This is a genomic window from Salaquimonas pukyongi (assembly GCF_001953055.1).
GTDB classification, from domain to species: domain Bacteria; phylum Pseudomonadota; class Alphaproteobacteria; order Rhizobiales; family Rhizobiaceae; genus Salaquimonas; species Salaquimonas pukyongi.
The window spans coordinates 1,069,382-1,096,196 of record NZ_CP019044.1 but is presented as its reverse complement, the minus strand read 5'-3'; the positions used below and the strand labels follow the sequence as shown (position 1 = coordinate 1,096,196).

Here is a 26,815-nt window from a genome sequence, read left to right as displayed (position 1 = left end):
TCTGCGATCAGTTTTCCACCACCATCTTCAGCGTCAGCCCGATCTCGTTGCCAAGCTGGCGGACCCGTTCTTCCGGCCGTTCGCCGACAAGGTCTGCCAATTCGGCCGGAATGAGAAGTTCGCCATCCGAAGGTCCGCTCTTGCGGAAACCGATCATCGGCAGCACGCCGGGGGTGGAGGCCGACAAGAGATAAAGCACACGAAAGAATGCCGCCAGAATGCGGGCGCGGCGCTTTGAGGTTTCGCTCGCCAGCACCGCCACCTCCGGCTCGCCGGCTTTTTGCGAAAGCCCCTGATAGCGGTGATAGGCGGCTATGGCGAGATAGGCGCGGCCTTCATGGCTGATGCCGACGAAACCGGCATTGGCAATGACTTCCAGCGCCTGGCGGGCGCGAAAATCGGGATGCGAACGCCAGCCGATATCGGCCAGAAAGCAGGAGGCCATGCGATGGCGGCGATCGTCCTCGCTTTCCTCGATCCCCAGTTCGGCGAAGGCCTGTCCGGTCCACTCGGCAAGTTCAACGCAGTGTTCGGGAGCGCGGGCGCGCAGGATGGAAAGGTCGCGCGCAGCGGTCAGCAGCGAATCCTTTGCCCGCTCGTCTTCGGTCAGTCTTGAATACAAAAACCCTTCGCGCACTCCCAGGGAGGAGATGGCGACGGTCTCGGGCTGATAGGCCTTGATGACCTCCCCCATCACCGCTGCACCGTAAGGCAGCAATTCACGCCGGTTCTTGGAAACCGCCTCGATGCCGCGAATGTCGGAGAGCTGGCGGGCAGCCACCTTTGAACAGAAACGCAGCATGCGGTCTGCCGGAACTTCATACTCGTGCACCGCCGGCAGGGGATGATCGTAATAGGAAAGATGCAACCGGCCGAGGGAACGCCAGGTGCCGCCCACCGCATAGAAGGTGCGGCGGCTGTCGGCCCAGGTTACCGGACTTTCCGCAAAGGCCTTGCGTGCGATCTTGGCGGCCTTGGAAAGGGATTCGCCGGCCATCTCGCGCAGGCGCAGACCGCCGAGCGGCAGGGTGATGCCGCTTCCCTTTTTCGCATTGACGTTGACGAGTTCCAGCGAACCGCCACCCAGATCCCCCACAATGCCCGATGGCCGGTGAAATCCGGCATGAATGCCCAGGGCCGCATAATGGGCCTCCATCGCACCGGTCAGCACCTCCACCGGATATCCCATCAGTTCCTCGACACGGGCGATGAACTGGGGGCCGTTTTCCGCCTCCCTGGCGGCGGCGGTGGCCAGAATGTGTACATCGCCAACCCCGGTCTGGTGTTGCAGCTGGCGAAAGCGGCCCAGCGCCCGGATGGCGCGCTCGACGGCAATTTCATTGAGCCTGCCGCTCAGATGCAGTCCCTCGCCCAGGCCGCAGAGGATCTTTTCGTTGAAAAGCACGGCCGGCGAGCGGGTCTGGCCCTCATAGATGACCTGGCGAACCGAGTTCGAGCCAAGGTCGATGACGGCAACCGGTTCACGCTCCTTCAGCCGGCCCTGCGCCAGCTCCACGGCCTTGCGCTGGTTAGCGGAAAAACTGCTTTGCAAAGCTTTTCGGAGCATCATCTTTGAGAGAATCCCCCCTGCCGGAGAGGCTTGGATTTGTCATGAAGTAGCGCTGTGCGCTGAAGGATTCACTTTCCTCGCTGGGAGCGATACGGCGCGATTTTCCTTCCGACGTGATTTCCCAACTCTGCTCGTTGTCCATCAGGTTTGCCACCATGATCTGGTCCAGCACCTGCTGAAGGACGGTTTCGGTTTCCAGCCTGACCATAACTTCGACCCTGCGGTCAAGGTTTCGCGGCATCAGATCGGCCGAACCCACATAAACAAGCGCTGCCGCGGAAGGAAGGCCCTCACCATTGCCGAAGCACAGAATGCGGCTGTGTTCGAGAAAACGGCCGACAATCGACTTGACGCGGATGTTGTCGGACAGTCCGGCCACCTGCGGGCGCAGGCAGCAAATGCCGCGCACCACCAGATCGACCTTAACGCCTGCCTGAGAGGCACGGTACAACGCATCGATCACCACCGGGTCGACCAGTGAGTTCATCTTCATCCATATTTCGCCGCGCCGGCCCGCCTTAACATGGGCGATTTCCTGATCGATGTGTTCGAGGATGCGATTTTTCAGATGCTTGGGCGAAATTGCCAGCGTGTTGAGTTCGTCGATCTCCGCGTAACCGGTAAGGTAGTTGAAGACCTGCGCCACATCGCGCGCAACCCGCGGATTGGCCGTGAAATAGGACAGATCGGTGTAGATGCGGGCGGTGATGGGGTGATAGTTGCCGGTACCGATATGAACATAGGTAACGAGCCTGCCTTCCTCCCGGCGGACAACCTGGCTCAGCTTGGAATGTGTCTTCCAGTCGACAAAGCCGAAAACGACCTGAACGCCGGCGCGCTCCAGATCGCGTGCCCAGCGGATGTTCGCCTCCTCGTCAAACCGGGCCTTCAGTTCGACCAGCGCGGTAACCGACTTGCCCTGTTCTGCCGCCTCGATCAGCGCGGCGACAATCGGTGAATCGTTGGAGGTTCGGTACAGTGTCTGCTTGATGGCGACGACGCCGGGATCGTTGGCCGCCTGGCGGACGAACTGCACCACCACGTCGAAAGACTCATAAGGATGGTGAACGATGATGTCCTTTTGCCGGATGGCGGCAAAACAATCGCCGTTCATCTCCCGGATGCGTTCCGGATAGCGCGGAATATACGGCTCGAACTTCAACCCCGGCCGGTCGATGGAAACGATTTCCGAAAGGTTGTGCAGCGCCAGCATGCCGTTGACCGTGGCGACATGGGTCATTTCCGAAACGATCTCCTCGCCGATGAAACGGCGCAGGTTTTCCGGCGTATCGGCATCGACTTCGAGGCGGATCACCGATCCGCGGCGGCGGCGCTTCAAGGCCGTTTCAAAGGTTCGCACGATGTCTTCGGCCTCTTCCTCCACCTCGATGTCGGAGTCGCGAATGACGCGGAAATTGCCCGAACCGATCACCTCGTAACCGGGAAACAGCTTGCCGATAAACAGCGAGATTACCTTTTCGATGGAGACGAAAATGGTCTTGCGGTCCTTGCGCGGCGGCAGTTCGACGAAACGGCGGATGCCCGAAGGCAGGCGCAAAAGCGCGACCATGGCATCGCCGTCGCGGGTGCTTTTGAGATCGTAGACCAGCGCACTGCCAAGATTGGGAATGAAGGGAAACGGATGGGCCGGATCAATCGACAATGGCGTGAGCACGGGAAAGACGTTGTCCATGAAATAGGCTTCCAGCCAGGACACGTCGGTCTTGTTGAGCTCGCGGGGATGGGCAACGATGATGCCTTCTGCCTCAAGCTGGGTGTCGAGGCTGTTCCACACCTTCTGCTGGTCGGACTGCAGGCTGTTGAGGGATTCGCCAACCGCTGCAAGCTGCTCGCGCGGGGTGAGGTTTTCCGGCGTTGTCGTTTCAATGCCCTGGCGCACCTGGCTGATCAGGCCGGCAACGCGAACCATCAGGAATTCATCGAGATTGTTGGCCGAGATCGACAGGAAACGAACCCGCTCCAACAGCGGATTGCGCGGGTTTTCGGCTTCTTCCAGAACGCGGCGGTTGAATTCCAGCCACGACAGCTCACGATTCATGAAGCGCGAAGGCTCGCTGAACCAGTCCGGTGTGCCGGCATTTTCGCCGGTTTGTGATGGGCCCTGCCCAGATATGGTCTCATGCTTGGTCATCTTGGCTATCAATATCAGTCTTTGGGCTGGACTCAATATCGTTCCCCTTGAAGCTTCACGCGAGCTACCATGAGTCAGCACTGGCGCGCGATATGGCCCGTAGGTGCCGACACGCTCTAGCGGCGGAATATGACAATTCGGTTGCTGTTTACCGCGTAATTGCCACTTGCCGGCATGGCGCCGTTTCGCGATCAAACCGCCCTCAGTTGTTTTCCGGGTTGTCCATCGCCGCCAGTGCTTCGGCGGCAAGACTGCGATTGATCTTGCGCCCGCGCGCCAGTGCCTCCCGGTCGAGCCAGGCTACCAGCCTGCCCGCAGCCTCCATCGAACGTTCCATTCTGGCGACAAGATAGGCAACGGTTTGCGGTGGAACCTCCAGCTGCCGGTCGGCAAAAAGCTTGATGATGATGGCCGAAAGCAGCTCATCGTCCGGTTCGCTTAGCTCGACGAGATGGGCAAGGCGCAGACGCGATTGCAGGTCCTTGAGGCTCACCATCCAGGCGGAAGGAAAACTGCGGCTGGTAAGAAGCAGGAAATGACCGGCCGCCTTTACCTGGTTGAAGGCATGAAACAACGCTTCCTCGTCAAGACAGCCGGGACCGGCATCCTCAAGCACAAGATTGCCTTGTGTGGCGATGCCGGGATGCTCGCCAAGGGCAGCGGAAGGCAGAATGGTTGCCCCGGCCTGTGCCGCCCAGATGGCGGCGAGATGGGATTTTCCCGAACCCACAGGGCCTGCCAGCACCACCACATTCGATGGCCAGTCCGGCCAGCCGTCGATCAGATCGACCGCAAGGCGGTTGGCCGGGCTTTCAAGCAGGTCGTCACGGCTGACAGCCCGCTCGACCGGCAGTTCGAGGGCAAGTTGCGCCGGCTTTTCACCCTTTTTCGGACTGCCTTGGAACTGGTGTTCAGGCGGGCGTTCAGACCGGGATTCAGACGGGCGGGGGGACGGGCTGACGGGCGTTTGCGGTTTTGCCATGGCCGGTAAAGGGCTCAGCCCTTGCGCTTGTTGCGGGCGGCACGGCTGCTTGCAGGCGGTGCCAGCAACCGTTCCTCAACGCCGTCTGCCCCGTCGGTGTACAGTTCACTCTCCTTGTAGCGGCTCATGGCAAAGCGCACGACAACGCCAATGGCTGCCGCCGCCGGAACGGCGATCAGCATGCCGACAAAGCCGAACAGGGAGCCGAAGGCAAACAGCGCAAACATCAGCCAGACCGGGTGCAGGCCGACGCTGTCGCCGACCATTTTGGGCTGCAAAATGTTGCCTTCGAGAAACTGGCCGAGGCCGAAAATGCCGGCAATCAGCGCAATCGAGATATAGTCCGGCCAGAACTGGACCAGGGCAACGCTCATGGAAAGCACCAGGCCGGTGAGCGAACCCACATAGGGAATGAACGATATCAGTCCTGAAATCAGTCCGATCAGAAGGCCGAAGTTGAGGCCGGCCAGCGTCAGCGAGATACCGTAAAACAGGCCGAGCACCAGACAGAGAGACCCCTGCCCGCGGATGAAACCGGCAACGGCCACATCGATATCGTGAAACAGCTCCCGTACCGTTTTTCGGTTGCGCGGCGGCACCCAGCTGTCGACCTTGGCGACCATGCGGTCCCAGTCGTAAAGCATGTAGAAGGCAACCACAGGGGTCACCACCAGCAGGGAGACCACGTTCAGCAGCGATTTTCCCGACGCCCACAATTGTTGCAGAACGGTGGAAACGAACCCCGCGCCCTGCTGCAACAGGGCGTTGAGGTTGTCTTGCAGGGTCTTGCCGTCGATGCCGAAGCGGTCGCGTATCCACTTGTTTTCCGTGGAGGCTATGAGTTCCTGCAACCGGTTCACCAGTTCAGGCAGACGATCCAGGAATCCGGTCAGCTGATTGACCAGAACCGGGATGAGGATTGCCATGGAAAGGACGAAGAGAACGAGCAGCAGAAGCGTGATCAGAACCGTCGACCACATGCGGGAGATGCCGCGGGCTTCGAAGAAATCTGCAACCGGGTCAAGGAAATAGGCAAGTGCCATGCCGGCGATGAACGGCAACAGGATATCGTCGAACAGCCACAGAAAGGCCAGGAACGCTGCAAATGCAGCCGACCAGAAGAGCGCCTGTTTGCGCACATGCATGACCGTTTTCTGTTTCATGTTCTATTTTCCGCAACCTGCTGTCAGGATTTGTAAGGCCTGCCAGGCAAATGTGACACCTGCTATGTAAATGGCGGGAAAGAGCGGCGCAAGGCGAAGCATGGCCGCCAGCCCAGCTTTGCGCAGGAACATTCGCGTTTCCACACTATCAACAGGCTGCGTCATTCAAAACGCTTGCAGTTTGCCCCGCCATGCCGCAAACCCGCCGCACGGTGTTTCAGCCTGCAACGGATCTTCGAAAACGGACATTGTGCGCGCAGATGAGCAGCAATTCCCCCAAGGACACTCTTCGCCAACACAACCGGCAGGGCATGACCTATGCACAAGCCGGGGTCGATATCGATGCCGGCAACGAACTGGTCACCCGCATCAAGCCGGCGGTAAGATCCACGCTGCGCTCGGGCGCAGACGGAGAGATCGGCGGGTTTGGCGGGCTGTTCGACCTTAAGGCGGCAGGATTTGAAGACCCGGTTCTGGTTGCCGCCAATGACGGCGTCGGCACCAAGCTGAAGATCGCCATCGAAGCTGAAAAGCACGATACGGTGGGCATCGACCTGGTCGCCATGTGCGTCAACGATCTTGTTGTGCAAGGTGCCGAACCGCTGTTCTTCCTCGACTATTTTGCCACCGGTGCGCTCGACGTTGAAGCTGCAGCCCAGGTCATCGAGGGCATCGCCGAGGGCTGCCGCATCGCCAATTGTGCACTGATCGGCGGCGAGACGGCGGAAATGCCCGGCATGTATGCAAAGGGCGATTACGACCTTGCCGGTTTTGCCGTGGGGGCGGCCGAGCGCGGCACGCTTTTGCCCAGCGCGGAACTTGCCGAAGGCGACGTGCTTTTGGGGCTTGCCTCTTCCGGCATCCACTCCAACGGCTATTCCCTGGTGCGCAGATTGGTGGAAAAAAGCGGGCTTTCGTGGGATTGCCCGGCGCCTTTTGACCCGGAGATGACACTGGGCGAAGCGCTGCTGGCGCCGACCCGCATTTACGTGCGGGCGCTGCTTGCCGCGCTTGGCAGGCAGGAAGCCGCCCATGGCGGCATCAAGGCGCTGGCACATATCACCGGCGGCGGCTTCACCGAGAACATTCCCCGGGTGCTGCCGCAGGCGCTTGCGGCGGAAATCGATCTGTTTTCCCTCACCCCGCCACCGGTTTTCGGCTGGCTGCAGGAGGTGGGCAACATTGCCGAAGCCGAGATGTTGAAAACCTTCAACTGCGGCACCGGCATGGTGGTTGCAACCGCTGCCGACAACGCGGACGCGGTCACCCGAACGCTGGAACAGGCAGGCGAGCGCGTGCAGCGTATCGGGCAATTGATCAGGCGGGAGAGCCAGCCGGTCGTCTACATAGGCAAGCTCGAATACGCGCGGGCCGCATCGTGATGGCAAAGGCCGAAGACACCCGAAAGCGCGTCTGCGTCCTGTTTTCCGGCCGTGGCACGAACATGGCAAGCCTGATCATGGCGAGTATGGCGCCCGATTACCCGGCCATCATTACCCATGCCTTCACCAATGTGCCGGGCGCCGGCGGACTAGAGATCGCCGACTTCCACAACATCGCCTCGGCGGTTGTCGATCACAAGGCATTTGACAGCCGCGAAGCCCATGAGGCCGCGCTGCTCGAAAAAATCGAGGAGGCCAAACCCGACATCATCTGCCTTGCCGGCTATATGCGGGTGTTGACGGAAAGCTTCGTGCGACGCTTTCGCGGCAAGGTCCTCAACATTCACCCCAGCCTGCTGCCGGCCTTCAAGGGAGTCGACACACACCACCGGGCGCTGCTGGCAGGCGTTCGCATTCACGGCGCCACGGTGCACTTTGTCGATGAAACGCTTGATGGCGGGCCGATCATCGCCCAGGCTGCGGTTAGCGTCGATCCGGCCGATACCGACGACAGCCTCGCAGAGCGGGTGCTGGAGACCGAACACCTGCTTTATCCCCACGCGCTGGCGCTGGTAACTTCAGGAAAGGTGCGGCTTTCGGGCTCGCGGATCGTGGTATCCGATGGTGCGGCCACCGGGCAACCGGCGCTCTTCTCCCCGCCCGTCGGCAGCACACAGCGGGTTCTTTAGGGCCAAAACCCCAAGCACGCCCTGAACGGGAAGCCAATGAACTACCGTCACGACTATCATGCGGGCAATTTTGCCGATGTCTTCAAGCACATCGTGCTGTCGCGGCTGATCGAATATCTGAAACGGAAGGAGAAAGCCTTCCGGGTCATCGACACCCATGCGGGCGCCGGGCGCTACCTGCTGGCACCGAAAGATCAGCGCGATACGCGCGGCAATCCGCCCGAATGGGTGGGCGGCATCGGCAAGCTTGCCGGCTGGAAACCGCAAGGCGAAGCAGCAGGCCTGCTTGCCCCCTATCTTGGCGCCGTGTTCGGCAATGGGGCCAATCAGAAGGCACTTTCTGAGTATCCGGCTGAATATCCGGGCTCGCCGCTGCTGGCGATGGAATTGATGCGCAGGCAGGACCGGCTGACGGCCTGCGAGTTGCATCCGGAGGCTGCCGGAAAGCTGAAAACCCTGTTTGCCGGCAATTATCAGGCCCGCATTCTGACCCTTGACGGCTGGCTGGTTCCCGGTGCCCACCTGCCACCAAAGGAAAAGCGCGGGCTTTTGCTCATTGATCCGCCGTTTGAGGACGCTGCCGATTTTGGCCGCATGGCAGAGGCGGCCCTGCGCGCGGCAAAGCGCTGGCAGGGCGGCAGCCTGGCCTTCTGGTATCCGCTCAAACATCCCGGGCCCGTTGCCCGTTTCAAGCAAATGCTGAGGGAAAGCGGCATCAGCGATCTGGTGTATCTGGAACTTGAAATCTGCAAGCGCGAAACGCCGCCTGTCCTGCATGGCTGCGGCATGATCCTGCGCCATGCGCCCTATGTGCTGGAGGGGGAAATGGCGGCGATCCTGCCGCAGCTTGCCGCCCGGCTTGAGGCGGCGAAGGGCCAGGGCCGCTGGCGTTATGAGCGGCTGACGGCAGAGTGAAGGCGGGAGAACCCTCCAAAGACCATGCGGCAAGGGTCAAGTTGCGTGCCTGCCATGCGGATAAAGCTGTCATTTGTCGAAGCTCGCCTTCAGCCTTCACGGTATCACGCTTTGCGGGGTGTTTTTGCAATAGCCAAGCAAGAGCACTTGATCAAACTCAGCATAAAAAACCGGTTTCTCGCAATTTTGTTCCGGTAAATGTATCATCAACCCGCTGGAGGGTGCGATGGACTGGTACTTTGGAACGGATCAGCAGGTTCGACTGCAAAAGAAGGTCGACGAGCTTACCAAGTGGTGTTCACAAACCAAGGGCGCTGTAAACGGCGGAAGGTTTCTTGGAACGGATGACTACAATGCCCTTGGCTGGGAGAGGGTCATTGAACTCATCAAAGACCATGGCGTCTTTACCTTCAGAATGATCCCGGTTGAGATGCTGGACGAGTTTCGGGCCAGTTTGAGCAAGCATGATATCCGGTTTGATTCCTGGAACGTGTTCTCAGCGGACCGCCAGACAATTGACACGCATACCAGGCAGCTGGTTGAAGCCTCCTTGCCCGAGGGGTATGCGCTGGTTGACGAAAAAGAACTGGCTGACGCCGCGGTGATTTCCGCGATTCAGGAATGCATGGCCCGAAGCGGCGTTGTTCCATTCACAGGACGCCTGCTGGCCGGCATGTCCTTGCCTTCGGTTACAATCGCCATAAGGGATGAAAACGGCGCAATCGTTGGAACGGCTTTTGGTTACTATCCGTACAATCAGCATAGCCGGTGGGCTTCAACCGCCTGGGGCGGCCTTGTGTCGGTAGACGAATCCCAACGCGGGAAAAAGCTGGGCGTCTTGATCAACGCACTTATGGTCCGCGGATGTGTGGAAAAGCTGGGCGCCCATGAAGTGCAAGAATACGCTGCAGCCACCAACAAACCTTCCCGCAGGATGATTGAGCGAAGCGGCTTGCGGCTTGATCCCGGTGTCGTTTGCGGAATAGCGACTACCGGGGCAGCACGATTTACCGCATAGGGTTTTCTTTTACCTGATATACTCCCGTCTCTTCACAACAAGGGAGCCAACCATGAGCTACAAGCGCCAACTGATTTCCAATGGTAACCCAATGGAAGAGATCGTGGGGTTCAGCAGAGCAGTGCGCGTTGGTCCGTTTATTGCCGTTGGCGGGACAGCTCCAGTAGATGAGAACGGTGAAACTGTTGGTATCGGCAACGTTTTTGCTCAGACCACCCGGTGCTTTGAGATTATCAAAACGGCTCTGGAAGATGCCGGTTCTGGCATTCACGATATCGTTCGCACACGTGTCATACTGACCGACATAGAAAACTGGAAAGAAGCGATTGAAGCCAGAAAGGCGTATTGTCGCGAATGCAAGCCAGTTGACACCATCATGGCAATTGACCGGTTCGTAAATCCGCAGTGGCTGGTTGAGATCGAAGTTGATGCATTTGTGGCAAAGGGATAACACCACCTGATCGGTTACTCAAAACTGGCGTCCGCAAAGGGCTCCAGGCAGGCATTCGGACTGGCCGCCGACCGACCGGACACACGGCTTGAACTTCACGCGCCTTTGGTACAGGTTGGGGCAAGTTGTACCAAAACCAGCTACCATCCGCACCGAAAAGCAGCCGACGTGATGAAACCCTCCATGCCAGCAAGAACCCTGTTCTCCTTGAAGCTTGCCGCCATCGGCCTTGCCCTTGCCGGCACGGCCAGCGCGGCGCAGTTTCCCCTGTGCACCGACCTTCCGGTGGCTGGGCGCATCATCGATGAGTTCAACTGGGCGGAGAAAAAGACCTGGCAGCGCGGCTTCACCCTGGTGAAGCTCGACCGCATGCACGAGCACCGCACGACGAGCATGGTCAATTCACCGGTCACGCGGCGCTATTGCAACGCCACGGCGGTTCTTTCCAACGGCCAGCGCCGGCAGATCTGGTACATGATCGAGGATATCGGCGGCTTTGTCGGCCAGAACTGGGATGTAACCCATTGCGTTGCCGGGCTCGACCCGTGGAAGAACCATGACGGATACTGCCGCACAATGAGATAGTAGCCGGGCGGTAATATCGGCGCTGTAACAGCAGCGGCTGGTTGAATGCCTTTTTCGGGCAAGTTTCTCCAATCCAAAATTGCCCCGGCGCGGCCGATCGGGCACATCATGGCGCAACCGATTCTCATGCCAAAGGAACAGCGCCATGGTCTTGAACACCGTCCCCAGCATTCCCATCGCCCGGCACGAACGCTCCGCCAGCCTGGCAGACGACATCGATTTCGAAATCAAGGGCCAGGAGATGCAATTTGCCGAGATCGAACTCGATCCCGGTGAATCGGCCGTCGCCGAGGCCGGCTCGATGATGTTCAAGGATGCCGATATCGAGATGACGACGGTGTTCGGCGACGGGTCACAGGCACAAGGCAGCGGGTTTCTCGACAAGCTGGTGGGCGCGGGAAAGCGGCTGATCACCGGCGAAAGCCTGTTTACCACGGTGTTTACCCATACCGGCGCCGGCAAGGCACGGGTTGCCTTCGCAGCGCCCTATCCCGGCCACATCCTGGCAATCAAGCTCGATGAAGTCGATGGTGAACTCGTCTGCCAGAAGGATGCGTTTTTATGCGCGGCCCGCGGCGTGTCGCTGGGCATTGCCTTTCAGCGCCGGATCATGACCGGCCTGTTTGGTGGTGAAGGGTTCATCATGCAGAAGCTTGAGGGCGATGGCTGGGTGTTCGTCCATGTCGGCGGCACAACGGTGGAGCGCACGCTTGAAGCGGGAGAGGAACTGCACATCGACACGGGCTGCGTCGCCGCCCACACGGCAAGCGTCGATTTTGACCTGGTGCGGGCCGGATCGATCAAGTCGATGATTTTTGGCGGCGAAGGCGTCTTCTTCGCCAAGCTTACCGGTCCGGGCAAGGTGTGGATACAATCCCTGCCCTTCTCGCGGCTAGCAGGCCGCATGTGGGCCGCAGTTCCAGGCCGCGGCAACACCAAAGGCGAAGGATCGATCCTGGGCGGTATCGGAAATCTGCTCGACGGCGACAACCGGTAAACCCCGCCGCCCCGCAGGGCAGGGCGGCAGGCTTTGGTTAGAACTTCAAACCGACGCCCAGCTTGATGCCATGGTCGGTAAGATCGACATCACGATTGGGTCCGGCGGTCTCGAACTCAGTCTTGCCGAAGCGCGAATAATCATATTCGATGCGCCCGATAATGTTGTCGGTCAACTGCCGTTCGACGCCGGCGCCGACCGTCCAGCCGTTCATCCAGTTGGTGTCGGAATTTCCGGCATTGGAGACCGTCACGCGTGAGGTCTTGACCCCAGCCAGCCCGTAAAACAGGTTCTGCTCGAGCGCATAGCCCATCCGGGCACGCAAGGAGGCATCCCAGTCCTGTTCGACCGTGTAGCCGCCCTTGCTCTGGCTCTTGCCGGAATAGCCGCCCATGACCTCAAGGCCGCCGATAATGGGGCCGTAGATTTCCTGGTTGTAACCGATATATCCGCCGATACCGGGGCTGTGGCTCATGTCGATGTCCGATGAACCCATCACGCCGACCTTGCGCCATTTCAGATCGCCATGAACGCCGGCATAGGCACCGTTCCAGACCGAGCTGTTGGCGACCGGATCAAACCCCGGTTGCACAATGCCCGGATCGGTCCCGGTGTTAAGGTCGGCAGCGTTTGCCGCCACCGTACCCAGAAGAATGGCAAGACCGGACAGTGCACCGCGCGAAACGGCGGCCGCCGATAGCCGGGGATTTGCTTTTTTCCCTGATCGGGAAACGATTTTCTCAGGATACATAACTCATACTCCTCGTGGTCCGCAGGAGACTTGTCGCAGCCAAATCGGGCAAAGAGATAGAGGAACCTTGACGACAAAGCGGCAATCTCGTGGCGCTGCAACTGTGGTTAACGCGCGCCAAACCCTCCCGGCCACGCGGTCTCATGTACAGAACCTGCCAGTTATTGCGCCGATTATGGGCGCCGGGGCTTCCAACCTTCGCCGCAGCATCCTATATGCGCTGCTTGTATTCTTCCGTTATGCCGCCACATTTGCCACTCCCTGCGGCCAGTTGATTGTCCATGATACCATCCGGAATGTTCGATGCTTGATTATGTGCTGCTAGTGACTGGGCTTGGACTGCTTCTGGTTGGCGGCGATGTGCTGGTCAAAGGCGCGGTTGGCCTGGCCGAACGGCTGCAGGTCCCTGCCCTGATCATCGGGCTGACAATCGTCGCCTTCGGTACGTCGGCACCGGAACTGTTCATCTCGATACAGGCAGCGCTGGCCGGCGCACCGGGCATTGCCATCGGCAATGTGGTGGGCTCCAACATTGCCAATGTGCTGCTGGTGATGGGCCTGCCCGCGCTGATTGCCGCTTCGCGCTGCGATGACGCTGGCATCGGTCGGAACATCCTGGTGATGATCGGCTTTACCGCCGTGTTCATGATCATGCTGCTCGATCAGCTCGTCAGCCGCGTTGAAGGCATCATTTTGCTGATCTTGCTGTTGCTCTTTCTTTATGACCAGTGGTGCTGTGCAGCCAGGGCCAACACCGATGCCGCCGCCGACATTCACGAGGAAGTGGGCGAAACGCCAAGCTCCATGCCACTGATTTTCGCCCTGCTGGCAATCGGCCTGATTGCGCTGCCCTTCGGTGCCAATCTGACGGTCGAATCGGCAAGCGCCATTGCGCGCCGCTGGGATGTCTCCGAGGATGTCATCGGCCTTACCATCGTCGCCATCGGCACCTCTCTGCCGGAACTTGCGACCACCGTCATGGCGACGCTTCGAAGCAGCAACTCGATTGCCATCGGCAATGTGGTCGGCTCCAACATCTTCAACATCGGATCGATCATGGGCATTGCGCCGATTATCGCGCCCATGGCAGCGTCCGGCAGGATCGTCTATGTTGACATGTGGGTAATGCTGGCCTGTGCCCTGCTGCTGGCGGGCCTTGCCCACTGGAAAATCAAGATCGGCAAGCGCGTCGGCACCGTGATGATTACCGCCTATACGCTGTATGTGGCGGCGGCGTTTGTCACTTGACCTGAAGCGGCAGCGAGCAAGTGGTGACGAAGACAGACCACCCGACCAATGTTCTGATAACCGGCGGCGCCAGAAGAATTGGCGCGGCGATTGCACGTTCCCTGGCCGGGCTTGGCTGCAACATCGCCGTTCACCATCATCAGTCGCAGGATGACGCCGACGCGCTGGTGCAGGAACTGGGTGAAAGCGGGGTTAAAGCCGTCGCACTTGCCGCCGATTTCGGCGAGAGCGGTGAAGCTGCCCGCCTGTTTGGCGAAGCGGCAAAACAACTGGGCCCGATCGACCTCATGATCAACAATGCATCGGCGTTTGAACCCGACAGTGTCACGCAGTCCGATGATGGCGTGTGGAAGACCCATTTCGACCTTCATGTGAAGGCACCGTCGGACCTTGCAACCGCCTTTGCCGGCCAGGGGCTTGAAGAAGGGCTGATCGTCAACATCATAGATCAGCGCGTGTGGCGGCCAACGCCGCATTTTCATTCCTACACGCTCTCCAAATCGGCATTGTGGATGGCAACAAAGACGCTGGCACAGGCGCTTGCCCCGGCCATTCGCGTCAACGCCATCGGGCCGGGACCGACACTGCCCAGCGAACGACAATCGCGGCAGGACTTCGACCGGCAGGTGGAGGGGCTGATCCTCAAACGGGCAGCAATGCTGGATGAATTCGGCGACACGGTTCACTGGCTTTGGCGGGCAAAATCCGTCACCGGGCAGATGATCGCGCTCGATGGCGGCCAGCATCTGGCATGGCAAACACCGGATATCACCAACGCGCCGGAATAGGCAGTGAGCCGCATTTGTGTCAGTTGCCTGGCAGGGCCATGGCGCTGCAGCGATGCAGGCAGTTGCTTTTCAATGGCACAAGACAGTATTCGAAGGGGCCATGGTCAAAAACGCGTCCAACCTTTTTTGCGTGCTGCTGCTTGTGCTGGTTGCTGCCTGTACGGCGGTCAAGCACGATCCTGTACCCGAAGCGCTGCTCGGGTCGGTTCGTGTGGCGGGACTGGAAAATCTGCGCACCTGGGCGGATGAGTTCAGCGGCGACAGCGATTTACTGACCCGCCAATATGCCGAAGCCATCCGAAAGCACGTCGAGACGAATGGACGCAAGCTGGATTTTCTGACCCTTTCCGGCGGCGGCCAGAGTGGCGCCTACGGGGCGGGCCTTCTCAATGGCTGGACGGCATCGGGAAGGCGGCCGCAGTTCGAGATCGTCACCGGCGTTTCCACCGGCGCCATCATCGCCCCCTTTGCCTTTCTGGGCAGCGAATACGATCCGGTGCTGAAGGAAATCTACACCACCACACGCACCCAAGACATCGGCACGGTCAATCTTGCCGGTGCCGGACTGCTGAATGTCAGCGGGTTTGAATCCCTGTTGAAGAAATACGTAACGCCACAATTGCTGGCAGAAATCGCACGGGAAAGCAGCACAGGCCGGATCCTTCTTGTGGGCACCACCAATCTTGAAGCCGAGCGCGGCGTCATCTGGAACCTGAGCGCCCTGGCGCAGAGCGATTATCCGGGCAAGGCCGATCTGTTCCGAAAAATCATTCAGGCATCCGCTTCCATTCCCGGCGCCTTTCCGCCGGTTTCCATCGCCGTCGATCACGGCGGGCAGCAGTTCGAGGAACTGCACGTCGATGGCGGGGTGACCGAGCAGGTATTCATCTACCCGCCCAACGTCACGATCCGCAAGCTGGAGCGTGCGCTGGGATATGCCCTGAAAAAGCGCGTCTTCGTCGTGCGCAATACCAAGCTCGATGCCTCCTACAAGCCGCTGAAAGCCGCCACCGTAAAAATTGTCGAGCGTTCGCTCAATACACTGATCCGCAACCAGGGCCTATCGGACGTACGCCGCATTTACGACATTGCCGAGCGGGACGGCATTGCCTTTCACCGCACGTCCATTCCCGGCACCTTCAACGGCAAATCCAAGGGCTTTTTTGACCCCGAATACATGCAGCCCCTGTTCGATTTGGGGTACCGGGACGGTCTTGATCCGGCTGTTTGGGAGCGGTCGCGCCCATGAGCAAAACGCCTCAAAAACAGCAGAAGACCATACCGGAAACTGCCAAGCCCGATCTTTCAGCCACCACCGGCGGCAAGATTGCCTGGGAAGAAGCGCTTCAGCCAAGTGGTGAAGAGAACCCTGCAAGGGGCGCTGAGGTCATTTCCCGGTTCGTCAAAAGGCTGCCCAACTCGCCCGGTGTCTACCGCATGTTCAACGCACGCGGCGATGTGCTCTATGTAGGCAAGGCAAAGAGCCTGAAGAAGCGGGTCGCCTCTTATGCCAAAATGGGCGGACACACCAACCGCATTGCGCGCATGATTGCAGAAACAGCGAACATGGAGTTCGTGCGTACCCGCACGGAGACCGAAGCGCTGCTCCTGGAAGCCAATCTGATCAAGCGGCTGCGCCCGCGCTTTAATGTGCTGCTGCGTGACGACAAGAGCTTTCCCTATATCGTCATCACCGACGATCATGAGGCGCCGGGAGTTTTCAAGCACCGCGGCGCGCGCATGAAGACGCGCGACTATTTCGGGCCGTTTGCCTCTGCCGGCGCGGTAACCCGCTCGATCAACGCCATGCAGCGGGCATTCCTGATCCGCACCTGTTCTGACGGTGTGTATGAAACCCGCACCCGGCCGTGCCTGCTCTACCAGATCAAGCGCTGTTCAGCGCCGTGTACCGGCGAGATATCGCTGGAGGCCTATGCAGGGCTCGTGGCCGAGGCCAAGCAGTTTTTGTCCGGGCGCAGCTCGGCGATCAAGCAAACCCTGTCGCAACAGATGGAGGAAGCCGCCGAAGCGCTCGATTTCGAACGGGCAGCGGTCTATCGCGACCGGCTTTCGGCGCTTTCCATGGTGCAGGGCCATCAGGGCATCAATCCGCGCGGTGTGGAGGAAGCCGATGTCTTCGCGATTGCCGAGCGCGACGGCATGACCTGTGTGCAGGTGTTCTTTTTCCGCACCGGGCAGAATTGGGGCAACCGCGCCTACTTTCCGCGCGCCGACAAGGCGGTCGCTGCAACGGAAATCCTGTCCCAGTTTCTTGCCCAGTTCTACGACGACAAGCCCGTGCCGCGGCAGATATTGCTGTCCCACCGGGCAGACGAAATGGGCCTGCTGGCCGAAGCGCTGACGCTGAAGACCGGCCACAAGGTCTCCGTCATCAGGCCCCAGCGCGGGGAAAAGCGCGATCTGGTCGACCATGCCCTGCTCAATGCCCGCGAGGCGCTGGCGCGGCGGCTGGCGGAAAGTTCGACCCAGGCGCGGCTGCTGGAAGGCGTTGCAAAGGCATTCGGCCTGGAAGAGGCGCCCAAACGCATCGAGGTCTACGACAACTCCCACATCATGGGCACCAATGCGGTCGGGGCGATGATCGTTGCCGGGCCCGAGGGCTTTGCCAAAAACCAGTACCGCAAGTTCAACATCAAGAACGAGGAACTCACGCCCGGCGATGATTATGGAATGATGCGCGAAGTGCTGACGCGGCGCTTTTCGCGGCTGATCCGGGAAGCCGGGCTACGCGATGGCGCAGATGAGGTAGCCGCCGAAGACAAAGAAGCCAATGGAGAGGGCGAGGCCAATGGCGAAACCGGTGCCATGCCGCAATGGCCGGATCTGCTGTTGATCGATGGCGGGCTTGGCCAGCTCAACGCCGTCATGGAGGTGATGCGCGAACTGGGCATTGAAGACCAGGTGGCGGTGGCGGGCATTGCCAAGGGGCCGGACCGCGATGCGGGGCGGGAGAAATTCTTCATGCCGGGCAAGCCCTCCTTCATGCTGCCTGAACGCGATCCCGTGCTGTATTTTGTGCAGCGGCTGCGCGATGAGGCGCACCGTTTTGCCATTGGCTCGCACCGGGCCCGGCGCAAGAAAGAGATGGTGAAAAATCCGCTGGACGAGATTTCCGGCGTGGGGCCTGCGCGCAAGCGGGCGTTGTTGCACCATTTCGGCACCGCCAAGGCGGTCGGGCAGGCCGCACTTGCCGATTTGATGGTGGTGGAAGGCATTTCAAGGGAGATGGCACAGACAATTTACGACCATTTCCACGAAAACAGTTGAACCGCAGCCAATTCACTGCAATCCCTTGGTCACAGCAATCCCTTGGAATGGAAATAGCGCTCTACTACATGCAATCGAAATGACAGTTTCCGGAACCAAAATGGCGCAAAAGCGGAAAAAATCAGATGCACACTGGCTGGCCCTGCCCAATGTGCTGACCTATGGGCGGATCGTCGCCGTGCCGCTGGTTGCACTATGCTTCTTTCTGGAAGGCAAGCTGCAGTCGAGCGATCTGGCGCGCTGGTCGGCGCTCGGCATTTTCATCGTCGCCTCCATCACCGATTTCTTCGACGGCTATCTGGCGCGTGCCTGGCAGCAGACGTCCACGATTGGGCGAATGCTCGACCCGATCGCCGACAAGCTGCTGATTGCCACCTGCCTGCTGTTGCTGGCAGCCGATACGGACAAGACCATCGCCGGCTGGTCGCTTTGGGCGGCGATCATCATCCTGTGCCGGGAAATCCTCGTTTCCGGCCTGCGCGAATATCTTGCAGAGCTAAAGGTCAGCGTGCCGGTTACCCAGCTTGCCAAGTGGAAAACCACGGTGCAGATGGTGGCCATCGGCTTCCTGCTGGCCGGGCCCGCCGGCGACAAGGTGCTGCCTTATACGACCCAGACCGGCATCTTCTTGTTGTGGGTTGCGGCGCTGATCACGCTTTATTCCGGCTATGACTATTTTCGTGCCGGCATCAAGCATGTGATGGATTAGGTCGATGAAACTGGTCTACTTTTCCTGGATACGCGAACGCCTCGACCTGGCCGAGGAAGAGGCCGATCTGCCCGACAGCGTAAAAACACTGGGCGACCTGCTGGCCTGGCAAAAAGGGCGTGGCGAGGAATTTGCCGCCGTCTTTGCCCATGAGAAGATTGTCCGCGTGGCGCTCAATCAGGAGCATGTTGACGATCCCGCGGCGCCACTTGAAGACGTCAGGGAAGCTGCCTTCTTTCCTCCCATGACAGGTGGTTGAGAAAACCGATGGCAAGAATCACGCCCGGCATTCGCATCCAGAAAGCGGATTTCGACGTGGCCGCGGAAATTGCCAATTTGACCAAAGGCCGTGCGGACACGGGCGCCGTGGTAACGTTTACCGGACTTTGCCGCGATGAAGGCGGCAGGCTTGCCGCACTGGAACTTGAGCATTATCCGGGCATGGCGGGAGCCGAAATCCGCCGCATTGCCGAAGAAGCCATCGCCCGCTGGCCGCTGACCGGGCTTGTCACCATTCACCGTCATGGCAAAATCGCGCCGGGGGAGAATATCGTCCTGGTGGTGGCAACCTCCGCCCATCGACAGGCTGCGTTCGAGGCGGCGAATTTCCTGATGGACTTCCTGAAAACCCGTGCACCGTTCTGGAAAAAGGAACACCTTGCCGGTGGCGGTGAAGGCGAATGGGTGGAAGCAAAGGACGTCGACGATGCGGCAGCCGAGCGCTGGAAGCGAAAGTAAAACCCTTCAGGGGAGTGGAACATGCCCATTGAAAGTCTGCTGATCTTTGCTGCTGCCCTGGCGGTGGTGGCCGGTTCGCCCGGCCCTTCCATTGCCGCTCTCATCTCCCGCGTGCTGCAGGGCGGGGCTTTGAGCGTATTGCCGTTTCTTGCCGCCATGTGGATCGGCGAAGCTATCTGGCTGACGGCAGCGATCCTGGGAATATCCGCCATTGCGGAAACCTTTCACGGGATATTCGTCATCATCAAATATTGCGGTATTGCCTATCTGCTCTATCTCGCCTGGCAGATGTGGACGGCGGATGAGAAAATTGAGGGAGGCGAAGGGCCCCCGAAAACCGGCTCGGGCTGGAGCATGTTCTTCTCCGGTCTTGCCCTTACCATCGGCAATCCGAAAATCATGGTGTTTTATCTGGCGCTGCTGCCGGGCATTGTCGATGTGACGGCCATCGGCTTTGCCGCCTGGGCACAGCTTGTGGCCGTGCTTTTCGTTGTGCTGGCGGGGCTGGACCTTGCCTGGGTGGGGCTTGCTGCCGGTGCGCGCGGCCTGTTCAAAAGCAAAGCGGGGGTTAGAATTGCCAACCGGCTTTCGGCCACCGCCATGGCCGGCGCTGCCGGGGCCATCGCACTCAGGGATTGAGGCCGTGCAGCGCGCTTACAACGGAAACACCAGCATGATCACCGGCACGGAAACCGCCACGACAAGGATTTCCAGCGGCAGGCCCATGCGCCAATAGTCGCCGAATTTGTATCCGCCGGGTCCCAGTATGAGCGTGTTGTTCTTGTGCCCTATGGGCGTCAGGAAGGCGCAGGAGGCAGCAACCGCCACGGTCATCAAAAAGGCATCGGGATTGGCATCAAGCTGGTTTGCCACGTCAACGGCAATCGGCGCGCCGATGACGGCGGTGGCCGTGTTGTTGAGAACATCCGACAGGGTCATGATCACCACCATCAGCACGGTGAGCACCACCCATGCCGGCATGCCCTCGGTATAGCCGACAAGGCTGCCGGCGATGAGTGCGGTCCCCCCTGAATTTTCCAGCGCCCCGCCAAGGGGGATCATCGAACCCAGCAGCACGATGACCGGCCACTCGATGTGGTTGTAAAGACTGCGGATGGGAACGATGTCGAGGATGACATACAGCGCGACGACCGCAGCAAGCGCAGTTGCCAGATAAACGAAACCAAGAGCGGAAGCAGCAATGGCGGCAGCGAAGATGGCGACCGCCAGTCCTGCCTTGGCCGGCTGGGTGATTTCCATGCTGCGGCGGGCAAGCGGCAGCGCGCCGAGCCATTCCACTGTTTCGGCAAGTTCAGCGGGCGGTCCGATCAGCAACACGATGTCGCCAGCACGCACCGGCGCGTGGCGCACCCGGTCGCGAATGCGGCGGCCCTGGCGCGAAATGCCCAAAAGCGCAACGCCGCGGCGTGCACGAAGCCGCAGTGAAATGGCCGAACGTCCGTCAAAACGGCTGTCGCGTGGAATGACCGCCTCCACGATGTCGAGATCGCCCTCGACCGCGTCGGAGGTATTGCGTTCGCCGAAATATTCCAGTTTGAGCTGGCCGCGGAAACTGTCGAGGTCGGAGGCAGCCGCTTCCACCAGCAGGTGATCGCCGGCTTTCAGTTCCACGCTGGCGGCAAAGCCCGGCAGGCGCTTGCCGTTGCGCACCGCGCCGAGGATTGCCAGATCGTTGGCATCGGCGGCCTCGTGAAGGGCGCTGACCTTGCCGCCCACGGCGGGGGACTTTTCAGGCACGACTAGCTCGGCAACAAAGCCGTCGTTTTCCCCGTTGCCGCGTGCAACCGGTTTGCCATCGCCTGCGGGGATAAGCCGCCAGCCGATGAGCGCAACAAAGGCGATGCCGACAAGCGACACGGCGAGCCCTACAGGCGAAAAATCGAACATGGAAAACGGTTCGCCCAGGGCCTTTTCGCGAAAGGCGGCAATGATGATGTTGGGCGGCGTGCCGATCAGCGTCACCATGCCGCCGAGAATGGTCGCGAAGGAAAGCGGCATCAGGGTAGCGCGAACCGCCCTGCCCGCCTTGCGCGCCGATTCGATGTCGACGGGCATGAGCAGCGCCATCGCCGCCACATTGTTCATGAAGGCCGACAGTGCCGCGCCAATCGTGCTCATGACCGTAATATGACCGCCGACAGAACGCTCGGGGTCGGACAGCCTGCGGGTGATCATGTCGACGGCGCCGGAATTCTGCAGTCCGCGCGAGACCACCAGCACCAGGGCAACGATGATGGTTGCAGGATGGCCAAAGCCCGAAAAGGCTTCTTCCGTCGGCACCAGACCGAGCAGCAGTGCGACAACGAGGGCGGAAAAGGCAACGAGATCGTAGCGCCAGCGCCCCCAGATGAGAAACACAAAGACCAGGGCAAAAAGACTGAACAGGAGAATCTGTGGTGTCGACATGCGCTCAACCTTGGCCATGACGGCGGCAAGATCAAGAGCCATTGCCGCAGGTCACACCACGGTCATGATTTCCTCGAGCGGTTTCTTGATGGTGGCTGCCTGCGGAATGGTGGCATCTTGCGCCGGATAGCCGGCGGCGATGATCATCACCGGCTTTTCCGATTTAGGCCTTGCAAGCAGGCCGTTGAGAAACGCCATGGGGTTGGGCGTGTGCGTCAGGCAGGAAAGGCCGGCATGATGGAGCGCGGCGATCAGGAAACCGCAGGCAATGCCCACGCTTTCCGGCACATAGTAGTTCTTGTAGCGCGTTCCGTCGTCAAACTCGCCCCAGCGCTGGGCAAAGACGACAAGGAGCCAGGGGGCGATTTCAAGATGCGGCTTTGAAACGCCCGTTCCCAGCGGCTCGAGCGCCTTGATCCATTCATCGCTGGCGCCGCCGCCGTAGAACGCCTCCTCTTCCTGCTCGGCGGCTGTACGAATTTCGCGCTTTGCATCGGGATCGCGCACGGCGACGAAATGCCAGGGCTGGTGGTTGGCGCCCGACGGGGCGCGGCCGGCGGTAGCGATACAGTCGGCAATGACTTGCCCGTCCACCGGGCGGGGTGAAAAATCGCGCACGGTGTGGCGGGTCTTCATGCGGGCAAAAAAGGCACGCGCCGCCGCCATGGACTCATCGTCGCTGAGCGCCGGCGCAGCCTCGAGCGGCAATGCGCGGTAGTGAAGCTTTTCTCGCGTGAACATGGTTCGCCTGCTCCCTGACTGGATCGAAGCCATGTTGTCCGATCCCGAAGGGGAATTGCAAGCCTGTTTGCGCCCGCCGCAAGGGAACCGGCCTATTTGCGGGCCGGCTCCATCAGCGAGGAAACATAATCGCTGGCCTCGTCGAACCATTCGGAAAACAGCGAGCCGAAGGAGGGATGCAGGTCGGTAATGCGCCCTTCCACCGAATCGACACAATAATCGAGGATCGCCTCGTTCTTCTGTGCCAGGTGTTTCATCTTGTGGTTGTCGCGCAGGCAGACCATGTAAAGTTGTGAGACGCCGCGATTTTGGGCCGCCTGTACAAGGCGCTTCAGCAAGGCACCGCCAATGCCCCGGTCCTGATAGTTGTCCTCGACGGAAACGGCAGCCTCGGCAAACCGGCCCCAGGAGGTGGCATCGCCGCGCATCTCGGTGACCCCGCGGATGACGCCATCAATCTCGGCGCCATAAACGATGGAAACCGCATCAAACAGGGCCTCGGCATAGCGCTCCAGAAACTCGTCGGAGACGGGCCGGCCAAACCGCAGACGGCGGGAATTGGAGCCAAGGCGCAGAAAGTGGTCGCGCACCCGCTCCAAGTCGCTGCCGGTCATGCGGTGTATATGAAACCTGGCATGCGATTCGTCATCGCGGCTGCCGGCCTTCTGTATCGGTTGTAGTTGCATGAGGAACTTCCTTTCACGAAGGTTGTTCCTCCCACCAGATCACTGCGCCACCTGCCCGATGCAGCGAAGCAATCTCTCCATTCGGCTTGTATTGACGTAAACGTAACAATGATTTGCGGCACTGCAATGACGCAATGCGTCATAAGGCAGGAAACGCCTGCAGCCCTGCCCTGCATTAAAAGCAGAGCAGAACAGAAAGCCGGATGCATAAAGACCGGGCCAAAAAGACCGGGCCAAAAAGACCGGGGCAGGCAGCGCCCGCACCCGGTCCTCTCAATGGTATGTGAGGGTGCCTTAACCGACGATTTCGTGGCCAGCGAACCAGAAGGCGATTTCCTCGGCAGCGGTCTCCGGTGCATCGGAGCCGTGTACCGAGTTTTCGCCGATCGAATTGGCGTAGGTCTTGCGGATGGTGCCTTCATCGGCTTCTGCCGGGTTGGTGGCGCCCATTACTTCGCGGTTTTTGGCGATGGCATTTTCACCTTCCAGCACCTGAACGACGGTGGGGCCGGAAGACATGAATTCGGTCAGTTCGCCGAAGAAGGGACGTTCCCTGTGAACGGCATAGAAGGCTTCCGCCTGACGGCGGCTCATCCACACGCGTTTGGAAGCGACGACGCGCAGGCCCGCATCCTCGAGCATCTTGGTGATGGCGCCGGTCAGGTTGCGCTTGGTGGCATCCGGCTTGATCATGGAAAAGGTACGTTCGATGGCCATGGTATTGCCCTGTCTTTTCAAGTTTTCTGGAAAGAGAATGGAAATTCCGCGCCTCTATAGCCGCAGCAACCGGCGCTGCCAAGAGGATGAATGGATTGCGGGATGCGCGATTATCCTTCGCCTGCCCTATTGGGCTTCCGGTACCGAGCGGCCAACGCCGTCATGAAGGTCGAGCAGGCGTTCAAACCAGTCGCGGACGGGATCGTCCTTGTCCCACATGGCAAGGCCTGAACAGATGCGCAGCCATTGCAGCGCGCCGAAGGGGATATAGTCGGCGAACATGGGCTGAGTGCCGCCCAAATAGGGCTGGTGCTTGAGCATCAGGCGAATGGGCGCAAGCAGTTGCTGCAACTGCCCTGCCCGTTCCTCCCGCCCCTCGACAAACGCCTCCAGCGTTACCCCGAAGCGCTTTTCGCGGCTTTCACGAAAATAAGCCTGATCGGTTTCATTCAGCATGTTGTGGATATCGAGCGCAGCCCATTTGATGATCCAGGGGTGGAGCTGGGAGTTGCTCCACGCCTCGATGAAACGCGACAGGGCAATCGATCCCTCCCCCTGGAACAGATGGCCGTCCCGGTCGGGATAGGCTTCACGCAGATGAAGGGCGATCTGGAAGGAGTCGGCAATGACCCGCTCGCCATGGCGGATAACCGGAACGATGCCCTGGCCGCCGTTTTCGATGTCGGGAACTTCGGTAAAGCCGACAGGGACCGTCTCGTATTCGAGCTGCTTGTGGGCGAGCGCCATGCGCGCCTTCCAGCAATGGGGCGAAAACGGCCGCGAGGTGTCCTTGCCAGCCAGTTCATAAAGCTTGATCGACATTGAGTATTGTTCCTGTATGAATCACGCTGATCACTCGGGTCTGGAGCCCTTCACGCCCGCACGATTGCCCGACGCGGCAACGCGCCGCAAGTGCGGGAAAGCCACACCGGGAAGGAAAACCGAACACAATGAATTTACTGCAGACCTTTCGCCTGTTTGCCGCCTATAACCGCTGGGCCAATGGGCAGTTGTACCAAGCGGCAAGCGGGCTGGATGAGAAAGACTACCGGCGCGATTGCGGCGCCTTTTTCAAGTCGATGCACGGAACGCTCAACCACGTTCTTGTCGCTGACCGGATATGGATGAAGCGGTTTACCGGCAAGGGCGAACACCCCGACAAACTCGATGCCATCCTGTTCGATGATTTTTCTGCCCTGCGCGAGGCGCGGGAAGCTGAGGATGCCCGCATCATTGCCTGGGCAGGATCGCTCGATGAAGCCGCCGTTGAAGGCTCTTTCACCTACACGCCGGTCACGATGGCGCAGACCATCACCCAGAAGCTGGCGCCCTGCATCAGCCATTTCTTCAACCATCAGACCCATCACCGCGGCCAGGCCCACACGATCCTGTCATTGCTCGGCCATCAACCGCCATCACTCGATCTGATCTATTTTACCCGGACGGACGAAGGAAAGGCGCTGTGTTGAACAGCGCTGGCTGTGAGCTAGATGTGCCCGGTTTAAATGGAAGCAGTTTGAATGGATGGATTTTTCGCCTCTGGCAAGGAGAATACCGCTGCAGGATGTTTATCCATCCTGCAAGGATTTCGACGAAGCCAGAACGGAAAAGACACCACAGCTAATGCAATACGATGTTGAATAGCTTTTGTTTTCTGCGATCGCCTGAACCTGGTTCCCGGGCCTTTGGGCTGCGTTGCAAAACGCTGACAGTGCCTGCACTGCGTCGCATTTTCCTTCTTGCCGAAGACCCGGTAACCGGCGTTCAAACGATTCCATTTAAGCCGGACACGCTCTAGCGGCAGCGCACATAGGTTACCTGGCAGTTTTTCGCTCCGGATTTCTTGCAGGCCTTGAAGGCGCTACTGGAGGCACGGTCGGAGTTTTTCGACGCACCGAAGAAGGCGACCTCGCCGGCATGGGCCAGCGCATGGCACTTGCGGGTCGTCACGTTCTGCACATTGCATTGCGCCGTGCCGCAATAGCCGAGCGCTGCTGCTTCCGCCGCTTCGCGAACGGGGGCCGAACCGTGGCCATAGCGCCCCTTCGGCCCGATGGCGTAAGCCTGGTAAATCACATCCGATCCGGATCCGACCTTGGCGGCGTTGCGGCAAACCCGTTTCAGACCCTCAACCTTCGTTCCTTCAGAACAGATGATGCCACCCCATTGAAAGCCGGTGCGGCCATCGGTCAGTTTAATGCGGAACCAGTTGTAGCCACGATAGCTGGTGCGGGCGTTGGAAAGGATCATCAGCCGCGTTCCCCGGCGAAGGGGTTTCATGCGGGCATGGTTGATGCCCGGGCCCACCCGCATGTTGCCGCCAAGCGACATTCCCGGGCGCTCCACCGCCGTTCCGCCCTGTTTTGCCGTGGCCGGATCGGCAGCCGCCTTGATACAGGCAAACTGGCGAAAGCCGACAATGGCGAGCGGCGGCTGGTCAGCCGGCAGGAAGGTAACCGACGCCTCGGCATTGACCCAGCGATTTGACTCTGCCTTCGTCATGTCGATTTTCAGGCCAAGGCCGGAAAAACTGCCCTTGCCCTGTTGTTCATCGAGAATGATGGCGAGCGGCGAATCCCCGCTGCCGGCCTGGCAAATGTAATTGTCTGCCGCATGAGCGGTATTTGCGCCTGCCAGGGCAACAAGGCAAAGGATAAACAGGCCACCGCGCCATGCGGTAGCCGTTTCATGCTTCGCCCCTTTTGAAACCGGCCGTCCCATATTCCGGACATAATGGGTCAGCGCGGTGAAAATTGGGTTACCGGCCCAATTAGGACAACAATCCCTTGCCTGTGCACGCTGCTTGCGTCAAAAGCCG

At 59.9% G+C, this 26,815-nt stretch carries 27 protein-coding genes; 16 read left to right on the top strand and 11 right to left on the bottom strand.

The window, feature by feature from the left end; all coding sequences use genetic code 11:
* Window positions 1-7: 7 nt before the first annotated feature.
* From BVL55_RS05270 to BVL55_RS05255, 4 genes are all read right to left on the bottom strand, one after another.
* Complete coding sequence (locus BVL55_RS05270) at window positions 8-1,567, bottom strand: Ppx/GppA phosphatase family protein (RefSeq protein WP_075997926.1); 1,560 nt, start codon at window positions 1,565-1,567, stop codon at window positions 8-10.
* Complete coding sequence (locus tag BVL55_RS05265; protein WP_083649379.1) at window positions 1,530-3,722, bottom strand: RNA degradosome polyphosphate kinase; 2,193 nt, start codon at window positions 3,720-3,722, stop codon at window positions 1,530-1,532. The genes BVL55_RS05270 and BVL55_RS05265 overlap by 38 nt, the downstream gene beginning before the upstream one ends.
* 202 nt (window positions 3,723-3,924) lie before the next feature.
* The gene (locus BVL55_RS05260; RefSeq protein ID WP_083649378.1) at window positions 3,925-4,704 is read right to left on the bottom strand and encodes a P-loop NTPase family protein; all 780 of its coding nucleotides are present in this window, start codon (window positions 4,702-4,704) and stop codon (window positions 3,925-3,927) included.
* Window positions 4,705-4,718: 14 nt separating this feature from the next.
* A complete protein-coding gene (locus BVL55_RS05255) occupies window positions 4,719-5,867 on the bottom strand; it encodes an AI-2E family transporter (RefSeq protein ID WP_075996027.1) in 1,149 nt (382 codons plus the stop codon).
* 260 nt (window positions 5,868-6,127) lie between these two features.
* On the opposite strand from BVL55_RS05255, the gene purM reads away from it, so the two are divergent.
* The 7 genes from purM to BVL55_RS05220 all read left to right on the top strand — a co-directional run bounded on the left by purM (window position 6,128) and on the right by BVL55_RS05220 (window position 11,904).
* The gene (gene purM / locus BVL55_RS05250) at window positions 6,128-7,249 is read left to right on the top strand and encodes a phosphoribosylformylglycinamidine cyclo-ligase (RefSeq protein ID WP_075997923.1); all 1,122 of its coding nucleotides are present in this window, start codon (window positions 6,128-6,130) and stop codon (window positions 7,247-7,249) included.
* Entirely contained in the window at window positions 7,249-7,938 is a 690-nt protein-coding gene (gene purN, locus BVL55_RS05245) for a phosphoribosylglycinamide formyltransferase (RefSeq protein WP_075996026.1), read from the top strand. The genes purM and purN overlap by 1 nt, the downstream gene beginning before the upstream one ends.
* 36 nt (window positions 7,939-7,974) lie before the next feature.
* Window positions 7,975-8,853 carry a 23S rRNA (adenine(2030)-N(6))-methyltransferase RlmJ gene (locus tag BVL55_RS05240; protein ID WP_075996025.1) on the top strand — a complete coding sequence of 293 codons (879 nt, stop codon included), beginning with the start codon at window positions 7,975-7,977 and terminating at the stop codon, window positions 8,851-8,853.
* Between the two features lie 226 nt (window positions 8,854-9,079).
* A complete protein-coding gene (locus BVL55_RS05235) occupies window positions 9,080-9,871 on the top strand; it encodes a GNAT family N-acetyltransferase (protein ID WP_075996024.1) in 792 nt (263 codons plus the stop codon).
* Between the two features lie 52 nt (window positions 9,872-9,923).
* Entirely contained in the window at window positions 9,924-10,322 is a 399-nt protein-coding gene (locus tag BVL55_RS05230; RefSeq protein WP_075996023.1) for a RidA family protein, read from the top strand.
* Window positions 10,323-10,505: 183 nt separating this feature from the next.
* Window positions 10,506-10,907 (top strand): hypothetical protein, encoded by a 402-nt coding sequence (locus tag BVL55_RS05225; protein ID WP_075996022.1) that lies wholly within the window; start codon window positions 10,506-10,508, stop codon window positions 10,905-10,907.
* Between the two features lie 145 nt (window positions 10,908-11,052).
* Window positions 11,053-11,904, top strand: coding sequence for an AIM24 family protein (locus BVL55_RS05220; protein WP_075996021.1), 852 nt, complete (start codon window positions 11,053-11,055; stop codon window positions 11,902-11,904).
* A 37-nt stretch (window positions 11,905-11,941) separates the two neighbouring features.
* Here the strand turns inward: BVL55_RS05220 and BVL55_RS05215 are convergent, their stop codons facing one another.
* Window positions 11,942-12,655, bottom strand: a complete 714-nt coding sequence (locus BVL55_RS05215; protein WP_075996020.1) for an outer membrane protein — start codon at window positions 12,653-12,655, stop codon at window positions 11,942-11,944.
* Window positions 12,656-12,958: 303 nt separating this feature from the next.
* On the opposite strand from BVL55_RS05215, the gene BVL55_RS05210 reads away from it, so the two are divergent.
* The 8 genes from BVL55_RS05210 to BVL55_RS05175 all read left to right on the top strand — a co-directional run bounded on the left by BVL55_RS05210 (window position 12,959) and on the right by BVL55_RS05175 (window position 20,065).
* Window positions 12,959-13,903, top strand: coding sequence for a calcium/sodium antiporter (locus BVL55_RS05210; protein WP_075996019.1), 945 nt, complete (start codon window positions 12,959-12,961; stop codon window positions 13,901-13,903).
* Window positions 13,904-13,926: 23 nt separating this feature from the next.
* Window positions 13,927-14,691, top strand: coding sequence for an SDR family oxidoreductase (locus BVL55_RS05205; protein WP_075997922.1), 765 nt, complete (start codon window positions 13,927-13,929; stop codon window positions 14,689-14,691).
* A 16-nt stretch (window positions 14,692-14,707) separates the two neighbouring features.
* Complete coding sequence (locus BVL55_RS05200; RefSeq protein ID WP_075996018.1) at window positions 14,708-15,940, top strand: patatin-like phospholipase family protein; 1,233 nt, start codon at window positions 14,708-14,710, stop codon at window positions 15,938-15,940.
* A gap of 77 nt (window positions 15,941-16,017) precedes the next feature.
* Window positions 16,018-17,979 carry an excinuclease ABC subunit UvrC gene (uvrC, locus tag BVL55_RS05195; RefSeq protein ID WP_342098045.1) on the top strand — a complete coding sequence of 654 codons (1,962 nt, stop codon included), beginning with the start codon at window positions 16,018-16,020 and terminating at the stop codon, window positions 17,977-17,979.
* Window positions 17,980-18,079: 100 nt separating this feature from the next.
* Window positions 18,080-18,688: a CDP-diacylglycerol--glycerol-3-phosphate 3-phosphatidyltransferase gene (gene pgsA, locus BVL55_RS05190; RefSeq protein ID WP_075997921.1), complete on the top strand. Its 609-nt coding sequence runs from the start codon at window positions 18,080-18,082 to the stop codon at window positions 18,686-18,688.
* Between the two features lie 4 nt (window positions 18,689-18,692).
* Entirely contained in the window at window positions 18,693-18,947 is a 255-nt protein-coding gene (gene moaD / locus BVL55_RS05185; protein WP_075996016.1) for a molybdopterin converting factor subunit 1, read from the top strand.
* Window positions 18,948-18,955: 8 nt separating this feature from the next.
* Entirely contained in the window at window positions 18,956-19,426 is a 471-nt protein-coding gene (locus tag BVL55_RS05180; RefSeq protein ID WP_075996015.1) for a molybdenum cofactor biosynthesis protein MoaE, read from the top strand.
* Between the two features lie 21 nt (window positions 19,427-19,447).
* Complete coding sequence (locus BVL55_RS05175) at window positions 19,448-20,065, top strand: LysE family translocator (protein ID WP_075996014.1); 618 nt, start codon at window positions 19,448-19,450, stop codon at window positions 20,063-20,065.
* Window positions 20,066-20,080: 15 nt separating this feature from the next.
* Here the strand turns inward: BVL55_RS05175 and BVL55_RS05170 are convergent, their stop codons facing one another.
* The 5 genes from BVL55_RS05170 to BVL55_RS05150 form a co-directional block, all read right to left on the bottom strand.
* Window positions 20,081-21,895, bottom strand: a complete 1,815-nt coding sequence (locus BVL55_RS05170) for an SLC13 family permease (protein WP_342097945.1) — start codon at window positions 21,893-21,895, stop codon at window positions 20,081-20,083.
* A 9-nt stretch (window positions 21,896-21,904) separates the two neighbouring features.
* The gene (locus BVL55_RS05165) at window positions 21,905-22,594 is read right to left on the bottom strand and encodes a nitroreductase family protein (protein ID WP_075996013.1); all 690 of its coding nucleotides are present in this window, start codon (window positions 22,592-22,594) and stop codon (window positions 21,905-21,907) included.
* 92 nt (window positions 22,595-22,686) lie between these two features.
* A complete protein-coding gene (locus BVL55_RS05160) occupies window positions 22,687-23,208 on the bottom strand; it encodes a GNAT family N-acetyltransferase (protein WP_075997919.1) in 522 nt (173 codons plus the stop codon).
* A 366-nt stretch (window positions 23,209-23,574) separates the two neighbouring features.
* A complete protein-coding gene (gene ndk, locus BVL55_RS05155; protein ID WP_075996012.1) occupies window positions 23,575-23,997 on the bottom strand; it encodes a nucleoside-diphosphate kinase in 423 nt (140 codons plus the stop codon).
* Between the two features lie 126 nt (window positions 23,998-24,123).
* Window positions 24,124-24,819 carry a glutathione S-transferase family protein gene (locus tag BVL55_RS05150; RefSeq protein WP_075996011.1) on the bottom strand — a complete coding sequence of 232 codons (696 nt, stop codon included), beginning with the start codon at window positions 24,817-24,819 and terminating at the stop codon, window positions 24,124-24,126.
* Between the two features lie 128 nt (window positions 24,820-24,947).
* On the opposite strand from BVL55_RS05150, the gene BVL55_RS05145 reads away from it, so the two are divergent.
* Window positions 24,948-25,466, top strand: a complete 519-nt coding sequence (locus BVL55_RS05145) for a DinB family protein (protein WP_075996010.1) — start codon at window positions 24,948-24,950, stop codon at window positions 25,464-25,466.
* Between the two features lie 325 nt (window positions 25,467-25,791).
* Here the strand turns inward: BVL55_RS05145 and BVL55_RS05140 are convergent, their stop codons facing one another.
* Window positions 25,792-26,718, bottom strand: coding sequence for a DUF4189 domain-containing protein (locus BVL55_RS05140; RefSeq protein ID WP_075996009.1), 927 nt, complete (start codon window positions 26,716-26,718; stop codon window positions 25,792-25,794).
* Window positions 26,719-26,815 lie beyond the last annotated feature (97 nt).